Below are 17,217 nucleotides of genomic sequence, written 5' to 3'. Positions count from 1 at the left end.
AGGGGCGAGGTACCCGAGGGCAACGAGCGGGGGACGAACGGGCAGGGTCCGGTGCGTGCGCCGCCGCGCACCGCGGACCGCGGACACCCCGGCGGGCGTGCCTGCCCGTCCCGGAGGGCGGGCGCGGGCGCGGGGGCAGGCTGCACTGCCCCCGAGCGGGGACTTTCGGGCAGCCGTACGCCACCCCCGCCCCCCTAACCTGCGCTCATGACCATGTGGACCTCTCTGGACCCGGCCGATGTGACCGTCGAGCCAGGGGCCCGGACCTCCGCCCGCCTGCGGGTGCGCAATACCGGGGACACCGTCGAGGAGTACCGGCTCTCGCTCGTCGGGAAACCCTCGGGCTGGTCCCGGGTGGAGCCGGACGTCCTCCGCCTCTACCCGGGAAGCGAGGGGACCGCCGAGATCTCGTTCGCACCGCCGCGCTCCTCGGACGTGGAGGCCGGACCGCTCGCGTACGGGGTGCGCGTCGACCCGCGGGAGAACGCCGGCGCCCGTGACGTGCTGGAGGGCCGGCTGACCGTCACGCCCTTCACCGAGACACGCGCCGAGGTGCTGCCGCCCGCGTTGTTCGGACGCTTCCGCGGACGCGCCCGCATCGCGGTGGACAACCTGGGCAACACGCCGCTGACCGCCTCCCTCGTCGTGCGCGACGAGGCGAACCGGCTCACCTTCGACGTCCGGCCGAACGCCGTGCAGATCGCCCCCGGCCGCGCCGCCTTCGGCGAGCTCGTGGTGCGGCCGCAGGCCGTGCGGTGGACCGGGAGCGAGGAGTCGCACCGGTTCACCGTGGCCGTGCGGCGGGCGGGAGACGACACCGCGCTCGACCTCGACGCCACCTTCGACCAGCGCCCCGTCTTCGGGAACTGGCTGATGGTGGTCGGCGGACTCCTGCTGACGGCCGTGATCGCCTTCGTCGTGCTCTGGTTCAACTTCTCGCCGAAGATCGTCAGCGCGGCCAAGGAGATCCAGGCGAGCGGCGCACCCAGGCCCGCGCCGCAGGGCGACGGGGACGAACTGCCCCAGGCACCGCCGCCGCCCGGCGGGACCGGCCCCACCCCCGGCGGGCGGACGCCGGGCGGCCCCCCGCCCCTCGCGGACGGCGATCCGCCGCCGGCCGGCGGGGACGGCGGCCAGGGCGGCGGCTCGGCCGACGGCGGCCAGGGCGGTGGAGGCCAGGACCCGGGCACGCCGACCGAGGGGACGGACCCCGGCGACGCGAACCAGCCCGCGGTGCCGCCCGCCTCCACGAGGACCCTTCCTCCGTGGCGCCAGGGTGACGCGAGGGACCTCGTCGTCGAGTACGCCCAGGAGCGGCTCGCGTCCCTGAACAACAGCTGCGAACTCAGGCCGGGATGGACCCGCGGCGTGATCGACGCGCCGACCCGCGCCTCGCTCGCCTGCTACCAGAACGCCGTCGTGGACGACGGCAACGCCAACGGCCGGAACTCCGCCGCGATCTTCGACACGGACGAGGTGGGCACCCTCGGCCGGGCCACCCTCACCTCGCTCTGGGCCCAGGGCATCAGGACCGACCAGGTGAAGTACGGCACCAGCACCTGGCAGACCACCCAGCTGATGGCGGCCTTCTGGTGGGCGTACAACCGCGAGTTCGACGACCATGACTTCGACGTGGCCCGCGTCAACGCCCAGTACGGCATCGACCACTTCCGCAACAACACCTCGAAGACCAGCAAGTACGGCGACAACGTCGTCTCCCACATCAAGGAGTACCAGGCGGCCGTCGGACTGCCCGCGACCGGAACCGTCGACGGGGAGACCCTCAAGAAGATGGTCGGCGGCAGCGTGATGTGACCGGACGTCCACCGGTCCGTACGGCAGAGGGGGCCACCCGCACGGGTGGCCCCCTCCTCGGCTTCACACGCCGTCCCTCACCGGCTCACGGCGCCCACGGCGCCCCCGTGTCCGGCACCAGCCGCCCCGCCTTGCGGTACTCGCGCCGCGCGCCGGCCCGCACGTCCTCGCCGGTCACCGCCGAACCACGGGCCGCGGCCAGATAGCCGGCCGTCACCGCGGCGGACCGGATCGCGCCGCCCGCGAGCTCGAACTCCTCGGCGCAGCGCACGATCTCCTCCGCCACGCCTTCCGCCTTCGGCGTGCCGGCCAGGCAGGAGTTCCACAGGGAGACCCGCTGTCCGGGGTCCGGGAACGGGAAGTCCACGACCAGGTCGAGACGGCGGGTGAACGCCTCGTCGATGTTGGCCCGCAGGTTCGTGGTGAGCACCGCGATGCCGGCGAACGCCTCCAGGCGCTGGAGCAGGTACGCGCTCTCCAGGTTGGCGTACCGGTCGTGCGAGCTCTTCACCTCCGAGCGCTTCCCGAACACCGCGTCGGCCTCGTCGAAGAGCAGCACGCAGTCCGTGCGGTCGACCTCGGCGAAGATCCGCTCCAGGTTCTTCTCGGTCTCGCCGACGTACTTGTCGACCACCGACGACAGGTCCACCACGTACAGGTCCAGGCCCAGCTCTCCCGCGACCACCTCGGCCCCCAGCGTCTTGCCGGTGCCCGACTCCCCGGCGAACAGCGCGACGACCCCGCGTCCGCGTCCGCCACCGGTGCGCAGCCGCCACTCGCCGAGCACCCGGTCCCGGTGGCGGGCCCTGGCCGTCAGCTCGTGCAGCATGTCCAGAGGCTCCTCGGGCAGCACGAGGTCGGCGAAGCCGACGGCCGGCCGGATCCGCCGCGCGTGACTGTCGAGCAGCGGAGCCGAGACCAGCCGGGCACTGCGCTGCACCTGCGCGAGCGTCGGACCGTCGCCCTCGAACGCCGCGAGCGCCTTTGCCGCCCGCGCCGCCCGCCGGACCTGGTCGCCGTTGAGCCGGTACGGCGCGGTCGCCTCGTCCAGATCGAAGCCCCTTGCGAGACCGTCGAGTTCCCGGTGCCACACGTCACCCGGACCCGCCGTGTCGTCCGGCGCGTCGAGCGCCAGCAACTCGGCCTCCGGCGCCCACCGGGGGTCCGGGGCGTCGGTGCCGGCCAGGACGACCGTCGCACCGCGTGACGCCAGGGCGCGCACCAGCGGTCCCGGACGCGGTGGCAGCGGTTCGACGACCACGGCCGCTCCGCGCAGCCGTGCCTCCCGCACCAGCGCACGCCCCGCCACCGCGTCGGCCGCCTCGGGCCGGTACCGCAGCACGGGCCGTCCGGCACCACGCAGCGCGGTCACCACGGCGTCCGTGGCGGCGCCGGGGACGCGCTCCCGCAGATGCACGGTGACGGACCCGGCCGAGGCGACGCGCGCGCCGAGCACCGACAGGGCCCGGACCACCCCGACGCCGGACGCTCCCGTCGGTGCCAGCAACTCGACTCCAGCGTCCAGGAGTCCGGCGTCCAGGCGGCTGTCGTCACCCAGCAGGTGGGCCACCACCCGCTCCGGGACGCGCAGGGCCCGCCCCGGCAGCGGCCGGTCCTCGTCCTCGACGTCCAGGAGGCCCCCGGCACGCAAGGGCGCGGCCGGATGGAAACGGTCGCGGGCCGAAGCGTCGAAGGGCCCGGTGCCCGCGAGGTCGAGTGCCAGCGCCACGGTGGCGCGACGCCTCCCGACGTCGTCGTTGAGGTACCCGTACAGCGCCTCGAACCCGCGGTCCACGTCGGGGGCCAGGGCCGCCACCAGGATCCGCCGGTCGAGGGCGGAGAGTCCGAAGGTCCGGGACAGCGCGCCGAGTCGGCCGCCCTCCCCGCTCCCGTGGTCCTCCTCGCCGCGCCCCTCGGACGGGGACGGCGGTGCGAACGCGTCGGCTCCGACGCCCGGAGGCGGCTCCGACGCGATCCGGCGGGCCGCCTCCGCGGTGACGTAGAGGCCGCGGAGCGGGTCGCCTGCCGTGGGGTCGCCGGCGCTGCGGGCGTCCACCAGCGCGGCGACCCGCGCGCGCAGGGCGGCGATCGACTCGAGGACGCCGCCGGCGCCCTGGGAGAGGCCGGTCACGCCCCGCCCCCCTTCCCCGTGTCGGAGCCGACCGTCCGCCGCACGATCCGCGGCCGGGAGTCCCCGGGGACTCCGTCCGCTCCGCGCACCACGATCTCCGCCTCGGTGACCGGCGGCGCCACTTCGTACGCCGGAGTGACCGGGAACGGCGTGGTGATCACGACGTCGAGGGACGGCTTGAGTTCGCCGCCGAGCGCCGACCAGATGTCCGCGAGCGACCGCGACTCCGCCGGCGGGACGCCCACGGCGAGCGGCAGGGCGGTGCTGATCGGGCGGACCGACTCCGGCACGGCGTCGGCGGGCAGCACCTCGTGCGGCAACAGCAGGGCCAACACCCCCGAGAGGAGGCGGTGTTCGTCCTCCGGCCGCGAGGTCCAGGCGGTCACCAGGTAGGAGAGGCGGAACCAGCGCGGAGGCTGGCGTCTTCGCGTCACGATCCCCTGGGCGTCGCGTTCGGCACGGGCGCCGCGCTCCCGCCGGGCCACGTCCTCACGGATGTCGTACAGATAGGCGTTCAGGGTCGGGGCGTTGCGTCGGGCCGCCCAGTCCCGGGTCGGCGCGTCGAAGGCGATGTCGCCCGTGACGGCGGGCGCGAGCAGAGCGCGCAGCGCCTCGTCGATCTCATGGATCATCAGATGTAGCCTTCGCGGAGCGCGTACGCGACGGCATGCGCCCGGTTGGTGAGCTGGAGCCGGGTCATCAGCGCGTGCAGGATGTTCTTCACGGTGCGTTCGGAGTAGGCGAGCTTCTCGCTGATCTGGCGGGTGTCCAGGCCCTCGGCGAGCAGCCGCAGCACGTCGACCTCTCGCGGGGCCATCCCGAAGAGCGGCACCGCCCCGCCGGCGGCCGTGCCCCCGGCCGTCGCCCGCTGGAGGCGACCCACCTGGTTCAGGAGGCGGCTGACCAGGTCCGGCGGAAGCTCCCCGTCGCCGCGTGCCGCACTGTGCACCGCGTTCAACAGCCTCTGCTCGGTGGCCTGGTGGCGCCAGATGATGGCGCGCACCCCGTACTCGACGACCGACAGGAGGTCGGGCTCGCGCAGTTCGCGCGCGACGAGCACCACGCGCTGTTCCCTGCCCCGCAGCAGTCGCCGCAGTTCCGCCGTGGTCGGCTCGTCGATCCGGTCCGCGAGCATGACGGCCACGGCGGGGGTGTCGCGCTCGCCGTCGTTCTGTTCGGGGACGAAGTCGATGGTCGGCTGGTGCCGCAGATGACTGATGAGCCCGGCCCGGCTGAGCGGGTCGGAGGCGTGGACGGTCACCGCCACCCGTGTGGTGAGCACGTCGTCTACCCGCTCTTTCGCGCTCGTTCCGACCGGCCGGGTGCGGCCGTGTGTCCGGGTTTCGCCGGCGTCGCGGTGGCGCCGGCCCTTCTCGCTCGATGGTCGGCACGCATGGTGAAGCCCCCCGTGGTCGCTGGTGCGTGGCCGGCGGGCGCCGGCCACGGTGGTCCTTCCCAGCTTCCCGCCCGGCGCTGACGTCCCGCTGCCGTCGCGCTAACGCTCCACTGCCGCGATCCCGGCACCCGTCACCCGGTCACGCGCAACGTGGGCCGCGTCACGCGCGCGGCGCGGCGGCCACCACCTTCGCCGCGACCGACGGATGGAACAGTACGGCGGGGGAGGCCGTCATGGTGACCACCCGGACGAACCGCGACCATACCGCCGGATCCTTCGGTCCGCGTCCTCGGAGCACTGCCCGCGGGCAGCAGGAAGTCGATCCCCTCGCCGTAGTCGAAGACCGGGCGCCCGCCTCCCGGAGCTCCTCGCGGAGCCCCGGGAACAGCTTCTCCAGGACCTGCCCGCCCCGCGCGAGCACCGCGTGCGCGTGGTGGCCCTGCGGCGAACCCGGGTGGCTTCCGGTCCCCTCGTCGACGTGGTCCCGTTCCATGACGACGACCTCGTCGAAGAAGTCGGCCAGGACCCGGGCGGTCACCAGCCCCGCGTAACCGCCGCCACGACCACGGCCCTGCCCCAGGGAAGACGCCGCATCGTTCGCCTCTCGCTCCCATGCCGTGACCGGGGGCGCCGTCCGGCCGCTCCGCCCCGGCGCGGGCGGGGCCACGGGCGGCCTCGACGGCCCGCGCGCCGCGCCGACCCGCGCACGGGACCACTGCCGGCGCGCGTGCCCCGAGCACTCCTCACAGCCCGCCGGCACCGCCCCCCGCCCGGACGCCCTCGTGTCGCGTGGCCGTCGCCAGGGCGGCGTGCACCTCGCCCGCCAGCGCCACCGGGTCACCGGTCGGTTTCGTGGGGTACGGCCGGTGACCACGGGCCCAGGCGTCGTCCATGGCGAACCAGTCGACGGGCTCCGGCGCCGTGCCGGACACCAGCGCTCCGTCGAGACGCCCGAAGAACGCGGCCCAGCGCGGGGCGTAGACGTCCCGGAGCAGCCCGTCCCATTCGCGGTTCGCGTAGTCGTGCAGACCGGCCGTCTCGCTGGGGCCCCGTCCGCCCCAGGTGGTGAGGATCGAGCGGGCGTCGTACTCCAGCCGGTCGCGCTCGGCCGGGTCCGTTCCCCAGGAGCGCGCGGCGGCCAGCCACGGCCCCACCAGGAACCGCCGGTCCGCGCCGACCAGCCGCCCGAGGAGCTCCTCGTCGGCGCCCCACTCGCGTACCAGCGCGCGGAACGCCTCGACGTCGCGGGCCTCGTACGCGGCCCTGATCCGCGGCAGCAGCACGCGGGCACGGTTGGTGAGCGCCTGCCGCGCCACGTCCACGACGTCGAAGCGGTACGCGTCCGTGTTCCGCAGCCGCGGCGCCACCCGCAGCAGCTCCGACAGCGCCCGCTCCACCGTCTCCGCGTCGTAGCGCATGTCCGCCGGGCTCCACCGCGCCGCCTTGGCCGTCGTCAGACTCGGCCGCGCGGCGAACAGACTGTCCTGCGGCTCGCTCCACGTACCGGAACCCCCGCTGTACGGGCCGAGCCGCAGCTGCTCCCACGCGGCGGACGCGTGCGGGTCGGCGCCGCCGTACCGCCGCGCGGCGTACGCGGCGAACCAGGCCCGCCGGTCCACCGGGCCGGGCTGCCAGGCGAGTTCGGTGAACAGGTCGAACGCGGCCGGGTTCCCGCCGGTGCCCTCCGGAAGGTAGGCGATGCCGCGCAACGCGCTGTCGGGCTTCGCCAGCCACGCGTGGAAACGGCTCGTCCACACACCCGTGTTGGCCCCCAGACTGGTGTGCCCGCCGAAGTTGGCGATCGAGCCGAAGGCGTACGGCGTCCCGCCCCACTGCGTCTCGCGGTCGAGGTCGTCGTACCGGTCGGACAGCCCGTCGACGATCAGGAGCCGGCTGCGGTCGACGCCGCTCAGGAGCGCCGTGCCGGGGTTCCGCTGCCACCCCAGCATCACCCACGTGGCATCGGGATGCGCCGCTTCGAGCGCCCGCTGCACGGCAGCCGCGGCCCGGGCCACGTCGACCGGGCCCGCCCTCCCGCCCTCGTGCAGCAGGTCCATCTTGAACATGTCGCTGTCGCCGAACCGCCGCCGCTGCACCCGGTAGTAGGCCGCCGCCAGCCGCTCGAAGACCGGACCCGTCGGGTCAAGCCAGTCCGGCCGGTCGAACCCCACCCACCTGCCCTGCGGCACCGTGACCGCGCCCGGGTTCCGGTCGGCGAAACCCGGCGGCACCGTACCGAAGAACCCCGGCAGGACGGGCTTCATGCCCAGGGAACGAAGATGCCGCGCGATCCGGCTCCCCAGCGCCGCCCGGGCCTCGATCAGCTGCTCGGACACCGGCCCCCCGAACCCCGACAGGTTCTGCAGCAGCCACCAGCCCTGATGGGCGGGACCCGGGATCCAGGCGCGCAACTCCTCCGGGCCGTAACCGAACTCCTGAAGCGCCTGGTGGTACGGGTACTCGGCACCGGTCGGCACGAACACCTCGTTCACGCCCTGCAGCGCCATCACGTCGATGTCGCGCCGGTACGCGTCGAAGTCCCGGTAGGCGCCGGAGTACCCCTCGTCCGTGTCGTTCAGCGCGTACCGGTGGGGCACGGTCGCGGACCGGGTGAGGGTCCCGGACACCGCCGGCAGCGTGGTCGGGAGGCGGTCGAGGCTGTCGCCCGGCCATCCGACGTCGACCCCGGCGACCCGCTCCAGGTACCAGCCCACCCCGGCGAGCAAAGTGGCCGGCGAGGTGCCCCGCACCCGGATCGCCCCCGCCCTGCCGGACACCGAGAACGAGGCGCCGGAGGACGGCTCGGCGACCGGTACCAGCGTGAACTGCGCCGCCCGGGAGGGCAGCAGGCGCTCCAGGGCCTCCCGCGCGGGCGCCGTGTCGAACGCCGGCATGGCGGCGGACGCGGCCGTCCCCGGCGGGGACAGCGCGCCGGGCGCGGCCGCCGTCACGGCGGTCAGCGCCGCGACGGCGAGTGCTGTGCGGCATCGGAGGACCGGGCGCGTGGCCAATCTGGCTCCCTGCTCGAAGGGGACGAACGTCGTCCGCCCACTCTCCGACGCCCCGCACCCCCGGTGGCGCAAGCGCAACCGGGAACGGGCCGACCTCATCCTCGCGGGTGACGCCGCCCGTCCGGGGAAGCGGGCCGACGGGCGTGCGGGATCAGAACCAGTGCAGGCAGTGCGGGTCCCGGTCGGACCGGAAGAGCGCGTCGGCGAGAGCGGCCACGCCCGGCCGGTGGGCCCGGACGTGCCCGGCACGCACGAGCGTGCTGGGGGCCGTGCCGCCGAGGTACAGCGAGCCGAGGTCCCGCACGTCCAGGGACAGGTCGGGCTCCCGGTCCGTGGGGACGCAGACGGCCTCGCCGTCGCGGACGGTCAGCAGGTGGCGGCGGCGCTCGCCGAGGAACGGGTCGTCGACGTCGAGGACGAGCTCGCCGTCCGCGAACCAGCCGCGCGCGCTCAGCGCCCGCGGGACGTCCAGGAGCCGCACCCAGAGCCAGTCGGTGTCGCCGCTCACCTCGCCCGCGCGGAAGTCCGCCAGCTGCCAGCGCAGCGGATGCCCGGGCGGGACGTGCTTGAACTCGACCCGGGAGACCAGGTCGTGCCCCAGGACGAACCGGGCCAGTGTGGTGAACACCGCGTCCTCGGTGGCGATGACCTCGTCGACCTTCAGGGTGTCGGGCTCGGCGATCGTGTAGCTGGCGTACCCGTCCGGGACTCCGTCGGCGTCCCGGTGGACTGCGACGTGGCGCGGCGCCGGCGAGATCGGCGGCTGTCCCGCGCGCGACGCCCACCACCGGTGCGGCCGCGACAGCGCCCCGGGCTGCGCCCGCCGGTAGCGGTCGTAGACCTCCTCCAGCAACTTGCCGCACTCGGACCTGCGCAGCACCTCGACGGATCCGCCCGCCGGGACGTCTGCCTCGGCGGTGGCGCGCGGGCCGGAGAGGGCGGCCCGGTGGCGCGGGACCGTCAGCCGCGCCGTGTAGGTCGCCGGCCCGTAGCCGAACCTGCCGTAGATCGTGGCCTCGGAGGCCAGCAGCACGGAGAGGAACTCCCCGCTGCCCCGCAGTCCGGTGAGCTGATGCCGCATCATGGCGGTGAGCACGCCCTGACGCCGGTGCGACGGCAGGACGCCGACGCCGCTCACCCCGGCGGCCGGGGCCAGGGTCCCGCCGGGCAGCGTCAGCTCGAAGGGGTACGTGCCGGCGGTGCCGACGGGCCTCCCGTCCGCCGTCGTGGCGAGGAGACACCGCTCGGGTTCGAGCGCCGACCACCAGAGCCCGCCACCGTCGACCGGGCTCTCCGCGAAGCGCCCGAAGGCGGCATGGAGGGTGTCGACGAAGACCCCGAATTCCTCATCCGTGGTCGAACGAATCTCCATGGCGCCGGTGCCTCCTCGAACCGTCGGCACCACGCCCTGCGGTGCCCGGCCACAGTCCAGTCGCACACCCCGGCCCGGGCAAGCGAATTACGGCCGTTCACCGGTCGACGTATGACGGCCGTTCACCGGTCGACGTATGAAGACCGTTCACCAGAGTGCGCATGAAGGCTGTTCACCACCGGAGGGGCATCACGGCCGTTCACCGGCCAGGAGGGAGTGGCCGAGGGGAGTGAGGCTGTGCAGCACGGCCGTGCCGGTCCGCACGGTGTCGATCAGACCCGCGCCCCGCAGCACGCCCGCGTGCTGGCTGGCCGCCGCGAGCGAGACGGACGCGCGCTCCGCGAGCGCCGTGGTGGTGGCGGGGGAGCGCAGCAGCGCGAGCACCTGCGCCCGGGTCCGCCCCAGCAGCGCCGCCAGCGCCTCCGGCCGGTCGTCGGCTCCGTCCGCGCCGCCGGCGCCGTCGTGCATCGGGTACACGAGCACGGTCGACTCCTCAGGGCGGTACATCACCATCGGGCCGGTCGCGAACCAGGAGGGCACGAGCAGCAGCCCGCGTCCGCACAGCGGGATGTCGTACGACGACGCCGAGGGAAGGTGCAGCGTCGGCGCCTCCCACCGCCAGGTCGTTCCCAGGGTCGTCAGCAGGGCGTCGACGCCCCCGCGCAGCAGCATCTCGGCCCGCAGCGACCTGTCGGTCAGGGCGTCGGCGCGGATCCGCGGCCACAGCGGCTCCACCGACGCGTGGAAATAGCGCCGCGTGTCGTCGACCAGGGAGCGGGACGCGGCCGGCGACCCCTGGACGAGCTCGTGGGCCCACCGCCCGGGCCGGGACAGCCCGCCGTTCCGGCCCTCGGCCCGCGGTATGCCCAGGTCGAGCGCCAGCCGCTCCGGCGGCGTCGAGACCGCGGCCTCCAGCGCGTCGTCGAAGCCGTGCGCGGACGGCTGGAGCAGGAAGTCCGGTACGAATCCGTCCTCGGTGACCAGCTCGGCGAGCACACCGGGCCCGGCGCCGACGCCTCCGCGCAGCGACTGGTGCCACTGCCGCGCGGCGGGCCGCAGCCGGTGGAACCGCCCGTCGCCCCTGCCGGGCCTCTCCCACCCCCGGCCGAGGCGCACGGTCAGACGCAGACTCAGGACGGTCTCCGAGAGCGCGTCGGCCGCCGGTGCGAGGGTGATCTGCCGCAGATCGGCGGCCGTGAAGTGAAGGCGGATCATGCTGACCGATTATCGGCCCGGCGGACCCTTTCACCCAGGGATGAAAGGCAATGCGTTCCACGCGACGACCCAGCAGGCTCCGGGTGTCCACCTCACCGAGCCCCCGTCGGAGGCTTCCACCATGCGCCGCGTACCCGCCCGCACCGCCTGCCTCGCCGCAGCCGTCCTCCTCACCTCCCTCGCCGGCGCACCCGGCCCCGCCACCGCGCGGGACCTGCCCGACACCTATGTGGTCTCCCGGGCACCGGGCGTGCTGCCGGAGGGGATCGCCATCACCAGGGACGGCACCATGTACGTCTCCTCCGACGGCACCGGAGCCCTGTACCGGGGCCGCGTCGGCCGCCCCGACCTCACGCCCTTCCCCGCCGGCGGCCTGGAGGACCGCCCCAGCTCCCTGGGCGTCCACACCGACCGGCGCGGCCGGATCCTCTCGGTGGGCGGCGCCGCCCTGACCGTCCACGACCGCCGGGGCAGGCTCCTCGCCACCCGAACCGCCGCCGACGGACCGCTCGGCGCGCCCCACCTCAACGACCTGGCGGTGACGGACGACGCCGTGTACGTGACCGACTGGGCCAACCCCGTCGTCCACCGCGCCGCGATCAGGACCGACGGCACCCTGGGACCGCTCGAACCCTGGCTCGACGTCCGCAGCGCCTTCCCGCAGTTCCCCGCGCGGTACTGGCTGTTGAACGGCATCGTCGCCGACGCGGCCGGCACCACCCTCCTCGTCGCGTCCAACGGCACCGAGGCCGTCTGGCGGATCGACACGACCGACAAGGGGATCGCCCGGCTCGACCTGGGCGAGCAGTCCTTCGGCGCCGACGGCATGGTGCTGCACGGCCGCACCCTCTACGCGGTGCTCAACTACGGCGCCCCGCACGGCGTCTACATCGCCCGGCTGGACGAGGAGCTGCGGACGGGCACCGTCACCCATCGCCTCACGGACGGACCCTTCGCCCTCCCCACCACGCTCGCCCGGTACGGCTGCCGCCTGTACGTGGTCGACAGCCAGCTGAACGAGCCGCCGGGCCGGCCCCCGTACACCGTGAGCGCGGTCGCCGACCCGACGTGCGGGACCGCCTGACCGACGCCGGGTCCCCCTGACCCACGGGGGTGGCCAGGGGGCCCGGCGTCGGTTCACCGCAGGTCCGCCGGTGTGGCGGCGTCACCCGTCGGCGTGACACCGCCCGCCGTGTCGTCGAGGAAGCCGCCCGACTGGTGCTGCCACAGCTTCGCGTACGAGCCCCGCGCGTCGAGCAGCTCCTGGTGGCTGCCCTGTTCGACGATCCGTCCGCGCTCCAGGACGACGAGCCGGTCCATCGTGGCCACCGTGCTGAGCCGGTGCGCCACGACGAGCGCCGTCCGCCCCTCCATCAGCCGCCACAGGGCGTCCTGGACGAGGATCTCGCTCTCCGAGTCGAGGGCGCTGGTCGCCTCGTCGAGCAGCAGGATCGGCGCGTCACGCAGGATGGCCCTGGCGAGGGCCACCCGCTGGCGCTGGCCGCCGGAGAGCTTCACCCCCCGCTCGCCCACCATGGTGCCGAATCCCTCGGGCAGGTCGTCGGCGAACTCCGTGACGTGCGCCGCCTCGGCCGCGCGGCGGATCTCGGCGTCGGTGGCGTCCGGCCGGGCGAAGGCGATGTTGTCCCGCAGCGTGCGGTGGAACATCACCGGCTCCTGGGGCACGTAGGAGATCAGACCGCGCAGGTCCGCCTGGCGCAGCCTGCTGATGTCCTGCCCGCCGACCAGGATCCGGCCGCCGTCGATGTCCGTCATCCGGAGCAGCAGCCGGGTCAGGGTGGTCTTGCCCCCGCCGGACCGGCCGACGAGACCGATCCTCGTCCCGCTCGGCACGTCGAGGTCGAGGCCCTCGAAGAGCGGCTTCGCACCTCCGTGCGCGAAGTCGACCCGGTCGAAGCGCACGTCGGACGGCCGGCCGACGAGCGGCTCCGGGGTCTCGGGGTCGCACACGGTGGGCCGGTCGAGGAGGAGTTCCGTGAACTGGGCGGCCTCCGTCATCGAGCTCTCGAGCCGACGGTAGATCTGGTTGAACTCGAACATGATGCGCGTCGCGCTCGCGTAGTACGTGAAGGCCACGATGACCGCCTCCACCCCGTGCTCCGCCCCGCCGAGCCCCAGGGCGAGCACCAGACCCAGCACGTTGGTCAACACCGACATCGGCGCGACCAGCGTGTCGATCCGCAGGTTGCCGTAGTCCCAGGAGCGCAGCGTCAGCCGGCGCGACTCCGCCACGCGCGACCGGTGCTCGGCCGCCTCCCGGTCCTCGGCCGCGAACGCGCGGACCGTGTCCATGTTCATCAGACTGTCCGCGACGTGCCCCGACACCCGGGCGATCGCCTGCTCCCGCTCCGCGACGAGCACCTGGCGGCGACGGATCAGCGGGGCCGCGCACAGCCCCGTGACCGTGATCATCACCAGGAGCCCGGCCACGAGCAGCGGGTCGTACTGCCACAGCACCACCGACGCGAACAGCAACGGCAGGAAGCTGCCCATCACGGAGAACGTCAGCGTGTCGACGAACTCCTCGAAGCGCGAGGCGAAACTCAGGACCCGCTTCGTCAGCGAACCCGCGAAGTTGTCGTGGAAGAACGCCGCGTCCTTCGCGAACAGCTCGTCCATGCCGATCACGTACAGGTGCTCGATACCGCGTGCGTCGACGCGGTTGAGACAGTGCAGCCCGACGCGCCACAAGGTCTCGGCGAGCAGCAGCACGCCCGCGAACCCGATGACGTACGGCAGCATCGCCCCGAGATCGACGGTCTTCCCGCCGTCCCCCGCGATCCTCCCGACGAGCTTCGCCACGATCAGCGGCGCGATGTAGTTGATTCCGATGTTTCCGAGCGCCGGCAGCGCCATCGCCGGCAGCGTCAGCCGCCGCAGCCGGACCAGCTCCCGGCCGTAGTGGCGCAGCGCCAGGAGAACCGAACCCTTGCTCGGTAATCCTTCGTGCGATTCAGGTGATCCCATACCCAACCCTGTGTTGTCTTACCGAAAGGTGAGCAAACGGGATTCTCCCGTGCCGACACCCGCGCGGTCCAAGCGTTTTACGCCCGCCCCGCACCGCCCGGCTGACCGTCCGCCCCGCTCACCCCCCCCCGCCCCGCCGAAGACCGGGACGGGCAGAATCTCCGACCGGGACCGGAAGCAGCGGCGGAACGGGGAGTCACGAGATGCGTGTGGTGTTGTCGACGTACGGGTCGCGCGGGAGCGTCGAACCGATGGCGGCCCTCGCCGTCCGCCTGCGGGAACTCGGCGCGGAGGTACGGGTGTGCGCGCCGCCGGACGAGGAGTTTGCGGAGCGCCTCGCCGAACTCGCCGTGCCCATGGTGCCGACGGGAGCCCCGGTCCGCCCCCTCGTGACGACGGTGACGCCGGGCTCGGCGGCCGGCCTGGCGGAGCGTGCCGCCGAACTGATGGACGCGCAGTTCGGGACGGTCGCCGCGACGGCCGAGGAGTGCGACGTCCTGGTGGCCACCGGGCCGTTGCCCGTCGTCACCGGCGCGCGGTCGGTGGCCGAGAAGCTGGGCATCCGCTACGTCCACGCCGGCCACCAGCCCGTCAGCCTGCCGTCGCCGCACCGGCGGCCGCCAGGGCGGCGAGGGCAGCCGCTGCCCGGGGAGGTCACCGACAACAAGGCCCTCTGGGACCTGGACGCGCGGATCGCGAACGGCATGTTCGGCGACATGCTCGGCACCCGACGGGCGGCGCTCGGCCTGCCCCCGGTCGACGGCGTCCGCGACTACGCCTTCACCGACCACCCGTGGCTCGCCACGGACCCGGTCCTGTCCCCGTGGCGGCCCACCGGCCTCGGCGTGGTGCAGACCGGCGCGTGGCACGTCACCGACGAACGCCCCCTCCCGGCCGACCTGGTGGACTTCCTCGACGCCGGTGCGCCGCCCGTCTTCCTCGGCTTCGGCAGCATGCCGATGGGCGCCCTGGAACACGTCGCCCACCCCGCCGTCGAGGCGGTCCGCACCGAGGGACACCGCGTGGTCGTCTCCCGGGGCTGGGCCGACCTGGCGCCGGCCGACGTCCGGGACGACTGCTTCGTCGTCGGCGAGGTCAACCACCAGGCCCTCTTCCGCCGCTCCGCCGCCGTCGTCCACCACGGCAGCGCGGCCACCACGACGACCGCCACCCGGGCCGGCGTCCCCCAACTGGTCCTTCCCCGGGGGGCGGACCAGCCGTACTGGGCCGAGCGCGTCACCCACCTGGGCGTCGGAACCGCCCATCACGGTCCGGCGCCGACCGTCGCGTCCCTCGCGGCCGCCCTGCGGACGGCCCTCGCCCCGGAGACCCGCGCCCGTGCGGCCGCCGTGTCGCGCACGATCCGCACCGACGGCACCACGGTCGCCGCGAAGCTGCTGTTCGACGCCGCCGGCTGACGGACGCCGGCCGCTCCTCAGGTGAGCACGTCCTTCAGGACGCGCGCCGTCGCCCGGGGGAAGGCGGTGTTCCCGTTGTGGCCGCCGGGGAACTCGACCGGTCGCGTGCCCAGCCGGTCCGCCAGGGCCAGGGCGCAGCGGTAGGTGTGCACCCGGGGCGGGGTCGTCCGGCCGGTGGCGGGAATGATCCGCGTACCCGCCCGGGCGGCGGCGCGCAGCGACTCCTCCGGGCGGAGGGCGTCCGAGGTGACGGCGCCGAACTCGGCTCCGATGAAGTGGGCGAAGTTGGCCTGTCGCCGAGGCGTCAAGGGCTGGGGGGTGAGGCCCTCCTCGGTCTCCTCGTGCGCCGGGTCGATGCCGAGGTGCCGGGCGATCGCGGGGAACGCGGCCGGCAGGCCTCCCGTCGCGTAGGCGTCCCGGATGGCCGCGAGCTCGGCGACGTGGCGGTCGCGGTCGGCGTCCGGCAGCAGGCGCGGCATGACGGGCTCGTGGGCGAGGAGCGTGCGGAGCACACCCGGGTGACGGGCCACGACCTGGAGGCCGATCGCGGCGCCCATGCTGAAGCCGGCCATCAGGGCGGGTTCGTCGGTGACCTCGGCGAGCAGCCGGGCGACGTCGTCGGCGTGGTCGGCCATGGTGACGGGAGCGGCGGGGGAGTCGAGCGTGCTGCGTGAGAGACCGCGCCGGTCGTACGTGACGACGGTGTGGCGGTCCGTCAGGTGCGGTACGAGGTCGACCGTGCGGTCCGCGTCGCCTTCACCGCTCTGGGAGAGGAGGAGGACCGGGCCGCCGCCCTCGACGCGGTAGTGGAGCGTGGCGCCCGGGACGGTGAGCGTGCGGACGGTGGCGACGGTCGTGGTCATGGTGGTCCCCCTTGTCGGCTGTCGTCGGCGTCTCCGACCGACACCACGACAATAACCCATCGTTTTAGATGCATCAATCTTGATGCATCTATCGAGATGTACCCTGAGGGGATGAACGGAGTCGAACTGTTCCTCCTGGGACGCACCCTCATGAAGATCGGCGAACAGGCCATGCCCCAGGCCGAGTCCGGTTCACCCGGATCGGTCCGCTCGGTCCTCGTGGTCCTCGGCGACCTCGTCTCCCACCCCGGCACGACGGTCGGTGAGGTCGCCGCCCGCACCGGGCTGCCGCAGAGCCAGGTCTCCACGGCCGTCGCCCGGCTCCAGGAGGCCGGCTCGGTCGACACCCGTCCCGACCCCTCCGACCGCCGGCGCCGCCTCATCCACCCCGCCGCGAACCCCTCCGCCCGCGTGACCGAGGTCCGTGCCGCCACCGTCGACGACGCGCTCACCGCGGCCCTCGTCGGCCCCGACGGCGCCGCCCCGCACGCCGACGCCCTTCGCGAGGTCGTCGACGCCCTCGACGTCCTCTCCCGCCACCTCACCCCCGCGGTCGCCACCCGCGCCCGCGCCCGCAGGACCGGCACCGGGACCCGCTGACCGCGTGAAGGGAAAAATCTTCCATAAGAAGATCGGATTGATGGGTGTAGGGACGCGTGAGGAGGGGCAAGACGCGTGTGGGTGCCCGTGGAAGGGCGCTCCAGGGGCCGGTACGGTCCCCTGCTGAATTGACCAGAGGAACGAGCATGGCCAGCGGCACTGTGAAGTGGTTCAACTCCGAGAAGGGGTTCGGTTTCATCGCCCAGGACGGCGGCGGCCCGGACGTCTTCGCCCACTACTCCAACATCTCGGGCAACGGCTACCGCGAGCTGACGGAGGGTGAGGCGGTCACCTTCGACATCACGCAGGGCCAGAAGGGCCCGCAGGCGGAGAACATCGTCCGCGGCTGAGTTCCCGGTCACCCCGCTCTTCCGACGGCGCCCGCACCCCGTGCGGGCGCCGTCGGCA

Annotated in this window: 14 protein-coding genes; 5 read left to right on the top strand and 9 right to left on the bottom strand. The window is 74.0% G+C overall.

Annotation, left to right across the window (positions count from 1 at the left end; translation table 11 throughout):
- Positions 1-207: 207 nt before the first annotated feature.
- On the top strand, positions 208-1,815 hold the full coding sequence (locus AC067A_RS07955; RefSeq protein WP_478616049.1) for a peptidoglycan-binding protein: 1,608 nt from the start codon (positions 208-210) through the stop codon (positions 1,813-1,815).
- Positions 1,816-1,900: 85 nt separating this feature from the next.
- Here AC067A_RS07955 and AC067A_RS07950 read toward each other — a convergent pair whose 3' ends face one another.
- From AC067A_RS07950 to AC067A_RS07920, 7 genes are all read right to left on the bottom strand, one after another.
- The gene (locus tag AC067A_RS07950; RefSeq protein WP_478616047.1) at positions 1,901-3,946 is read right to left on the bottom strand and encodes an AAA family ATPase; all 2,046 of its coding nucleotides are present in this window, start codon (positions 3,944-3,946) and stop codon (positions 1,901-1,903) included.
- Positions 3,943-4,578 (bottom strand): Pvc16 family protein, encoded by a 636-nt coding sequence (locus tag AC067A_RS07945; protein WP_478616045.1) that lies wholly within the window; start codon positions 4,576-4,578, stop codon positions 3,943-3,945. Before AC067A_RS07945 ends, AC067A_RS07950 begins: the two co-directional genes overlap by 4 nt.
- The gene (locus tag AC067A_RS07940; protein ID WP_478616042.1) at positions 4,578-5,228 is read right to left on the bottom strand and encodes a helix-turn-helix transcriptional regulator; all 651 of its coding nucleotides are present in this window, start codon (positions 5,226-5,228) and stop codon (positions 4,578-4,580) included. The genes AC067A_RS07945 and AC067A_RS07940 overlap by 1 nt, the downstream gene beginning before the upstream one ends.
- 274 nt (positions 5,229-5,502) lie before the next feature.
- Complete coding sequence (locus AC067A_RS07935) at positions 5,503-5,880, bottom strand: hypothetical protein (RefSeq protein ID WP_478616039.1); 378 nt, start codon at positions 5,878-5,880, stop codon at positions 5,503-5,505.
- Positions 5,881-6,085: 205 nt separating this feature from the next.
- A complete protein-coding gene (locus AC067A_RS07930; RefSeq protein WP_478616037.1) occupies positions 6,086-8,353 on the bottom strand; it encodes an alpha-N-acetylglucosaminidase in 2,268 nt (755 codons plus the stop codon).
- Between the two features lie 151 nt (positions 8,354-8,504).
- Positions 8,505-9,725, bottom strand: coding sequence for a GNAT family N-acetyltransferase (locus AC067A_RS07925; protein ID WP_478616034.1), 1,221 nt, complete (start codon positions 9,723-9,725; stop codon positions 8,505-8,507).
- 189 nt (positions 9,726-9,914) lie between these two features.
- Positions 9,915-10,940 carry an ArsR/SmtB family transcription factor gene (locus AC067A_RS07920; protein WP_478616031.1) on the bottom strand — a complete coding sequence of 342 codons (1,026 nt, stop codon included), beginning with the start codon at positions 10,938-10,940 and terminating at the stop codon, positions 9,915-9,917.
- A 121-nt stretch (positions 10,941-11,061) separates the two neighbouring features.
- Between AC067A_RS07920 and AC067A_RS07915 the strand changes: the two genes are divergently transcribed.
- The gene (locus AC067A_RS07915) at positions 11,062-12,024 is read left to right on the top strand and encodes an SMP-30/gluconolactonase/LRE family protein (protein ID WP_478616028.1); all 963 of its coding nucleotides are present in this window, start codon (positions 11,062-11,064) and stop codon (positions 12,022-12,024) included.
- 53 nt (positions 12,025-12,077) lie between these two features.
- On the opposite strand, the gene AC067A_RS07910 is transcribed toward AC067A_RS07915, so the two are convergent.
- The gene (locus AC067A_RS07910; RefSeq protein ID WP_478616025.1) at positions 12,078-13,928 is read right to left on the bottom strand and encodes an ABC transporter ATP-binding protein; all 1,851 of its coding nucleotides are present in this window, start codon (positions 13,926-13,928) and stop codon (positions 12,078-12,080) included.
- A gap of 203 nt (positions 13,929-14,131) precedes the next feature.
- Between AC067A_RS07910 and AC067A_RS07905 the strand changes: the two genes are divergently transcribed.
- Positions 14,132-15,346: a glycosyltransferase gene (locus tag AC067A_RS07905; RefSeq protein ID WP_478616022.1), complete on the top strand. Its 1,215-nt coding sequence runs from the start codon at positions 14,132-14,134 to the stop codon at positions 15,344-15,346.
- 17 nt (positions 15,347-15,363) lie between these two features.
- Here AC067A_RS07905 and AC067A_RS07900 read toward each other — a convergent pair whose 3' ends face one another.
- Complete coding sequence (locus AC067A_RS07900) at positions 15,364-16,209, bottom strand: alpha/beta fold hydrolase (protein WP_478616019.1); 846 nt, start codon at positions 16,207-16,209, stop codon at positions 15,364-15,366.
- Between the two features lie 111 nt (positions 16,210-16,320).
- Here AC067A_RS07900 and AC067A_RS07895 point away from each other — a divergent pair, with 111 nt between their 5' ends.
- Positions 16,321-16,809 (top strand): MarR family transcriptional regulator, encoded by a 489-nt coding sequence (locus tag AC067A_RS07895; protein ID WP_478616016.1) that lies wholly within the window; start codon positions 16,321-16,323, stop codon positions 16,807-16,809.
- Between the two features lie 146 nt (positions 16,810-16,955).
- Entirely contained in the window at positions 16,956-17,159 is a 204-nt protein-coding gene (locus AC067A_RS07890) for a cold-shock protein (RefSeq protein WP_030213732.1), read from the top strand.
- Positions 17,160-17,217: the final 58 nt, after the last annotated feature.

This window comes from Streptomyces sp. NPDC043176 (assembly GCF_056436715.1).
Note: the sequence above shows the minus strand (reverse complement) of the source record. Positions and strands in the feature narration are given on the sequence as shown.

Bases quoted from the DNA above. Each gene is read 5' to 3' on its own strand.
- AC067A_RS07910 (WP_478616025.1), bottom strand. From the start codon at position 13,928: ATGGGATCACCTGAATCGCACGAAGGATTACCGAGCAAGGGTTCGGTT.
- AC067A_RS07955 (WP_478616049.1), top strand. From the start codon at position 208: ATGACCATGTGGACCTCTCTGGACCCGGCCGATGTGACCGTCGAGCCA.
- AC067A_RS07920 (WP_478616031.1), bottom strand. From the start codon at position 10,940: ATGATCCGCCTTCACTTCACGGCCGCCGATCTGCGGCAGATCACCCTC.
- AC067A_RS07915 (WP_478616028.1), top strand. From the start codon at position 11,062: ATGCGCCGCGTACCCGCCCGCACCGCCTGCCTCGCCGCAGCCGTCCTC.
- AC067A_RS07890 (WP_030213732.1), top strand. From the start codon at position 16,956: ATGGCCAGCGGCACTGTGAAGTGGTTCAACTCCGAGAAGGGGTTCGGT.
- AC067A_RS07900 (WP_478616019.1), bottom strand. From the start codon at position 16,209: ATGACCACGACCGTCGCCACCGTCCGCACGCTCACCGTCCCGGGCGCC.
- AC067A_RS07895 (WP_478616016.1), top strand. From the start codon at position 16,321: ATGAACGGAGTCGAACTGTTCCTCCTGGGACGCACCCTCATGAAGATC.
- AC067A_RS07925 (WP_478616034.1), bottom strand. From the start codon at position 9,725: ATGGAGATTCGTTCGACCACGGATGAGGAATTCGGGGTCTTCGTCGAC.
- AC067A_RS07945 (WP_478616045.1), bottom strand. From the start codon at position 4,578: ATGATCCATGAGATCGACGAGGCGCTGCGCGCTCTGCTCGCGCCCGCC.
- AC067A_RS07905 (WP_478616022.1), top strand. From the start codon at position 14,132: ATGCGTGTGGTGTTGTCGACGTACGGGTCGCGCGGGAGCGTCGAACCG.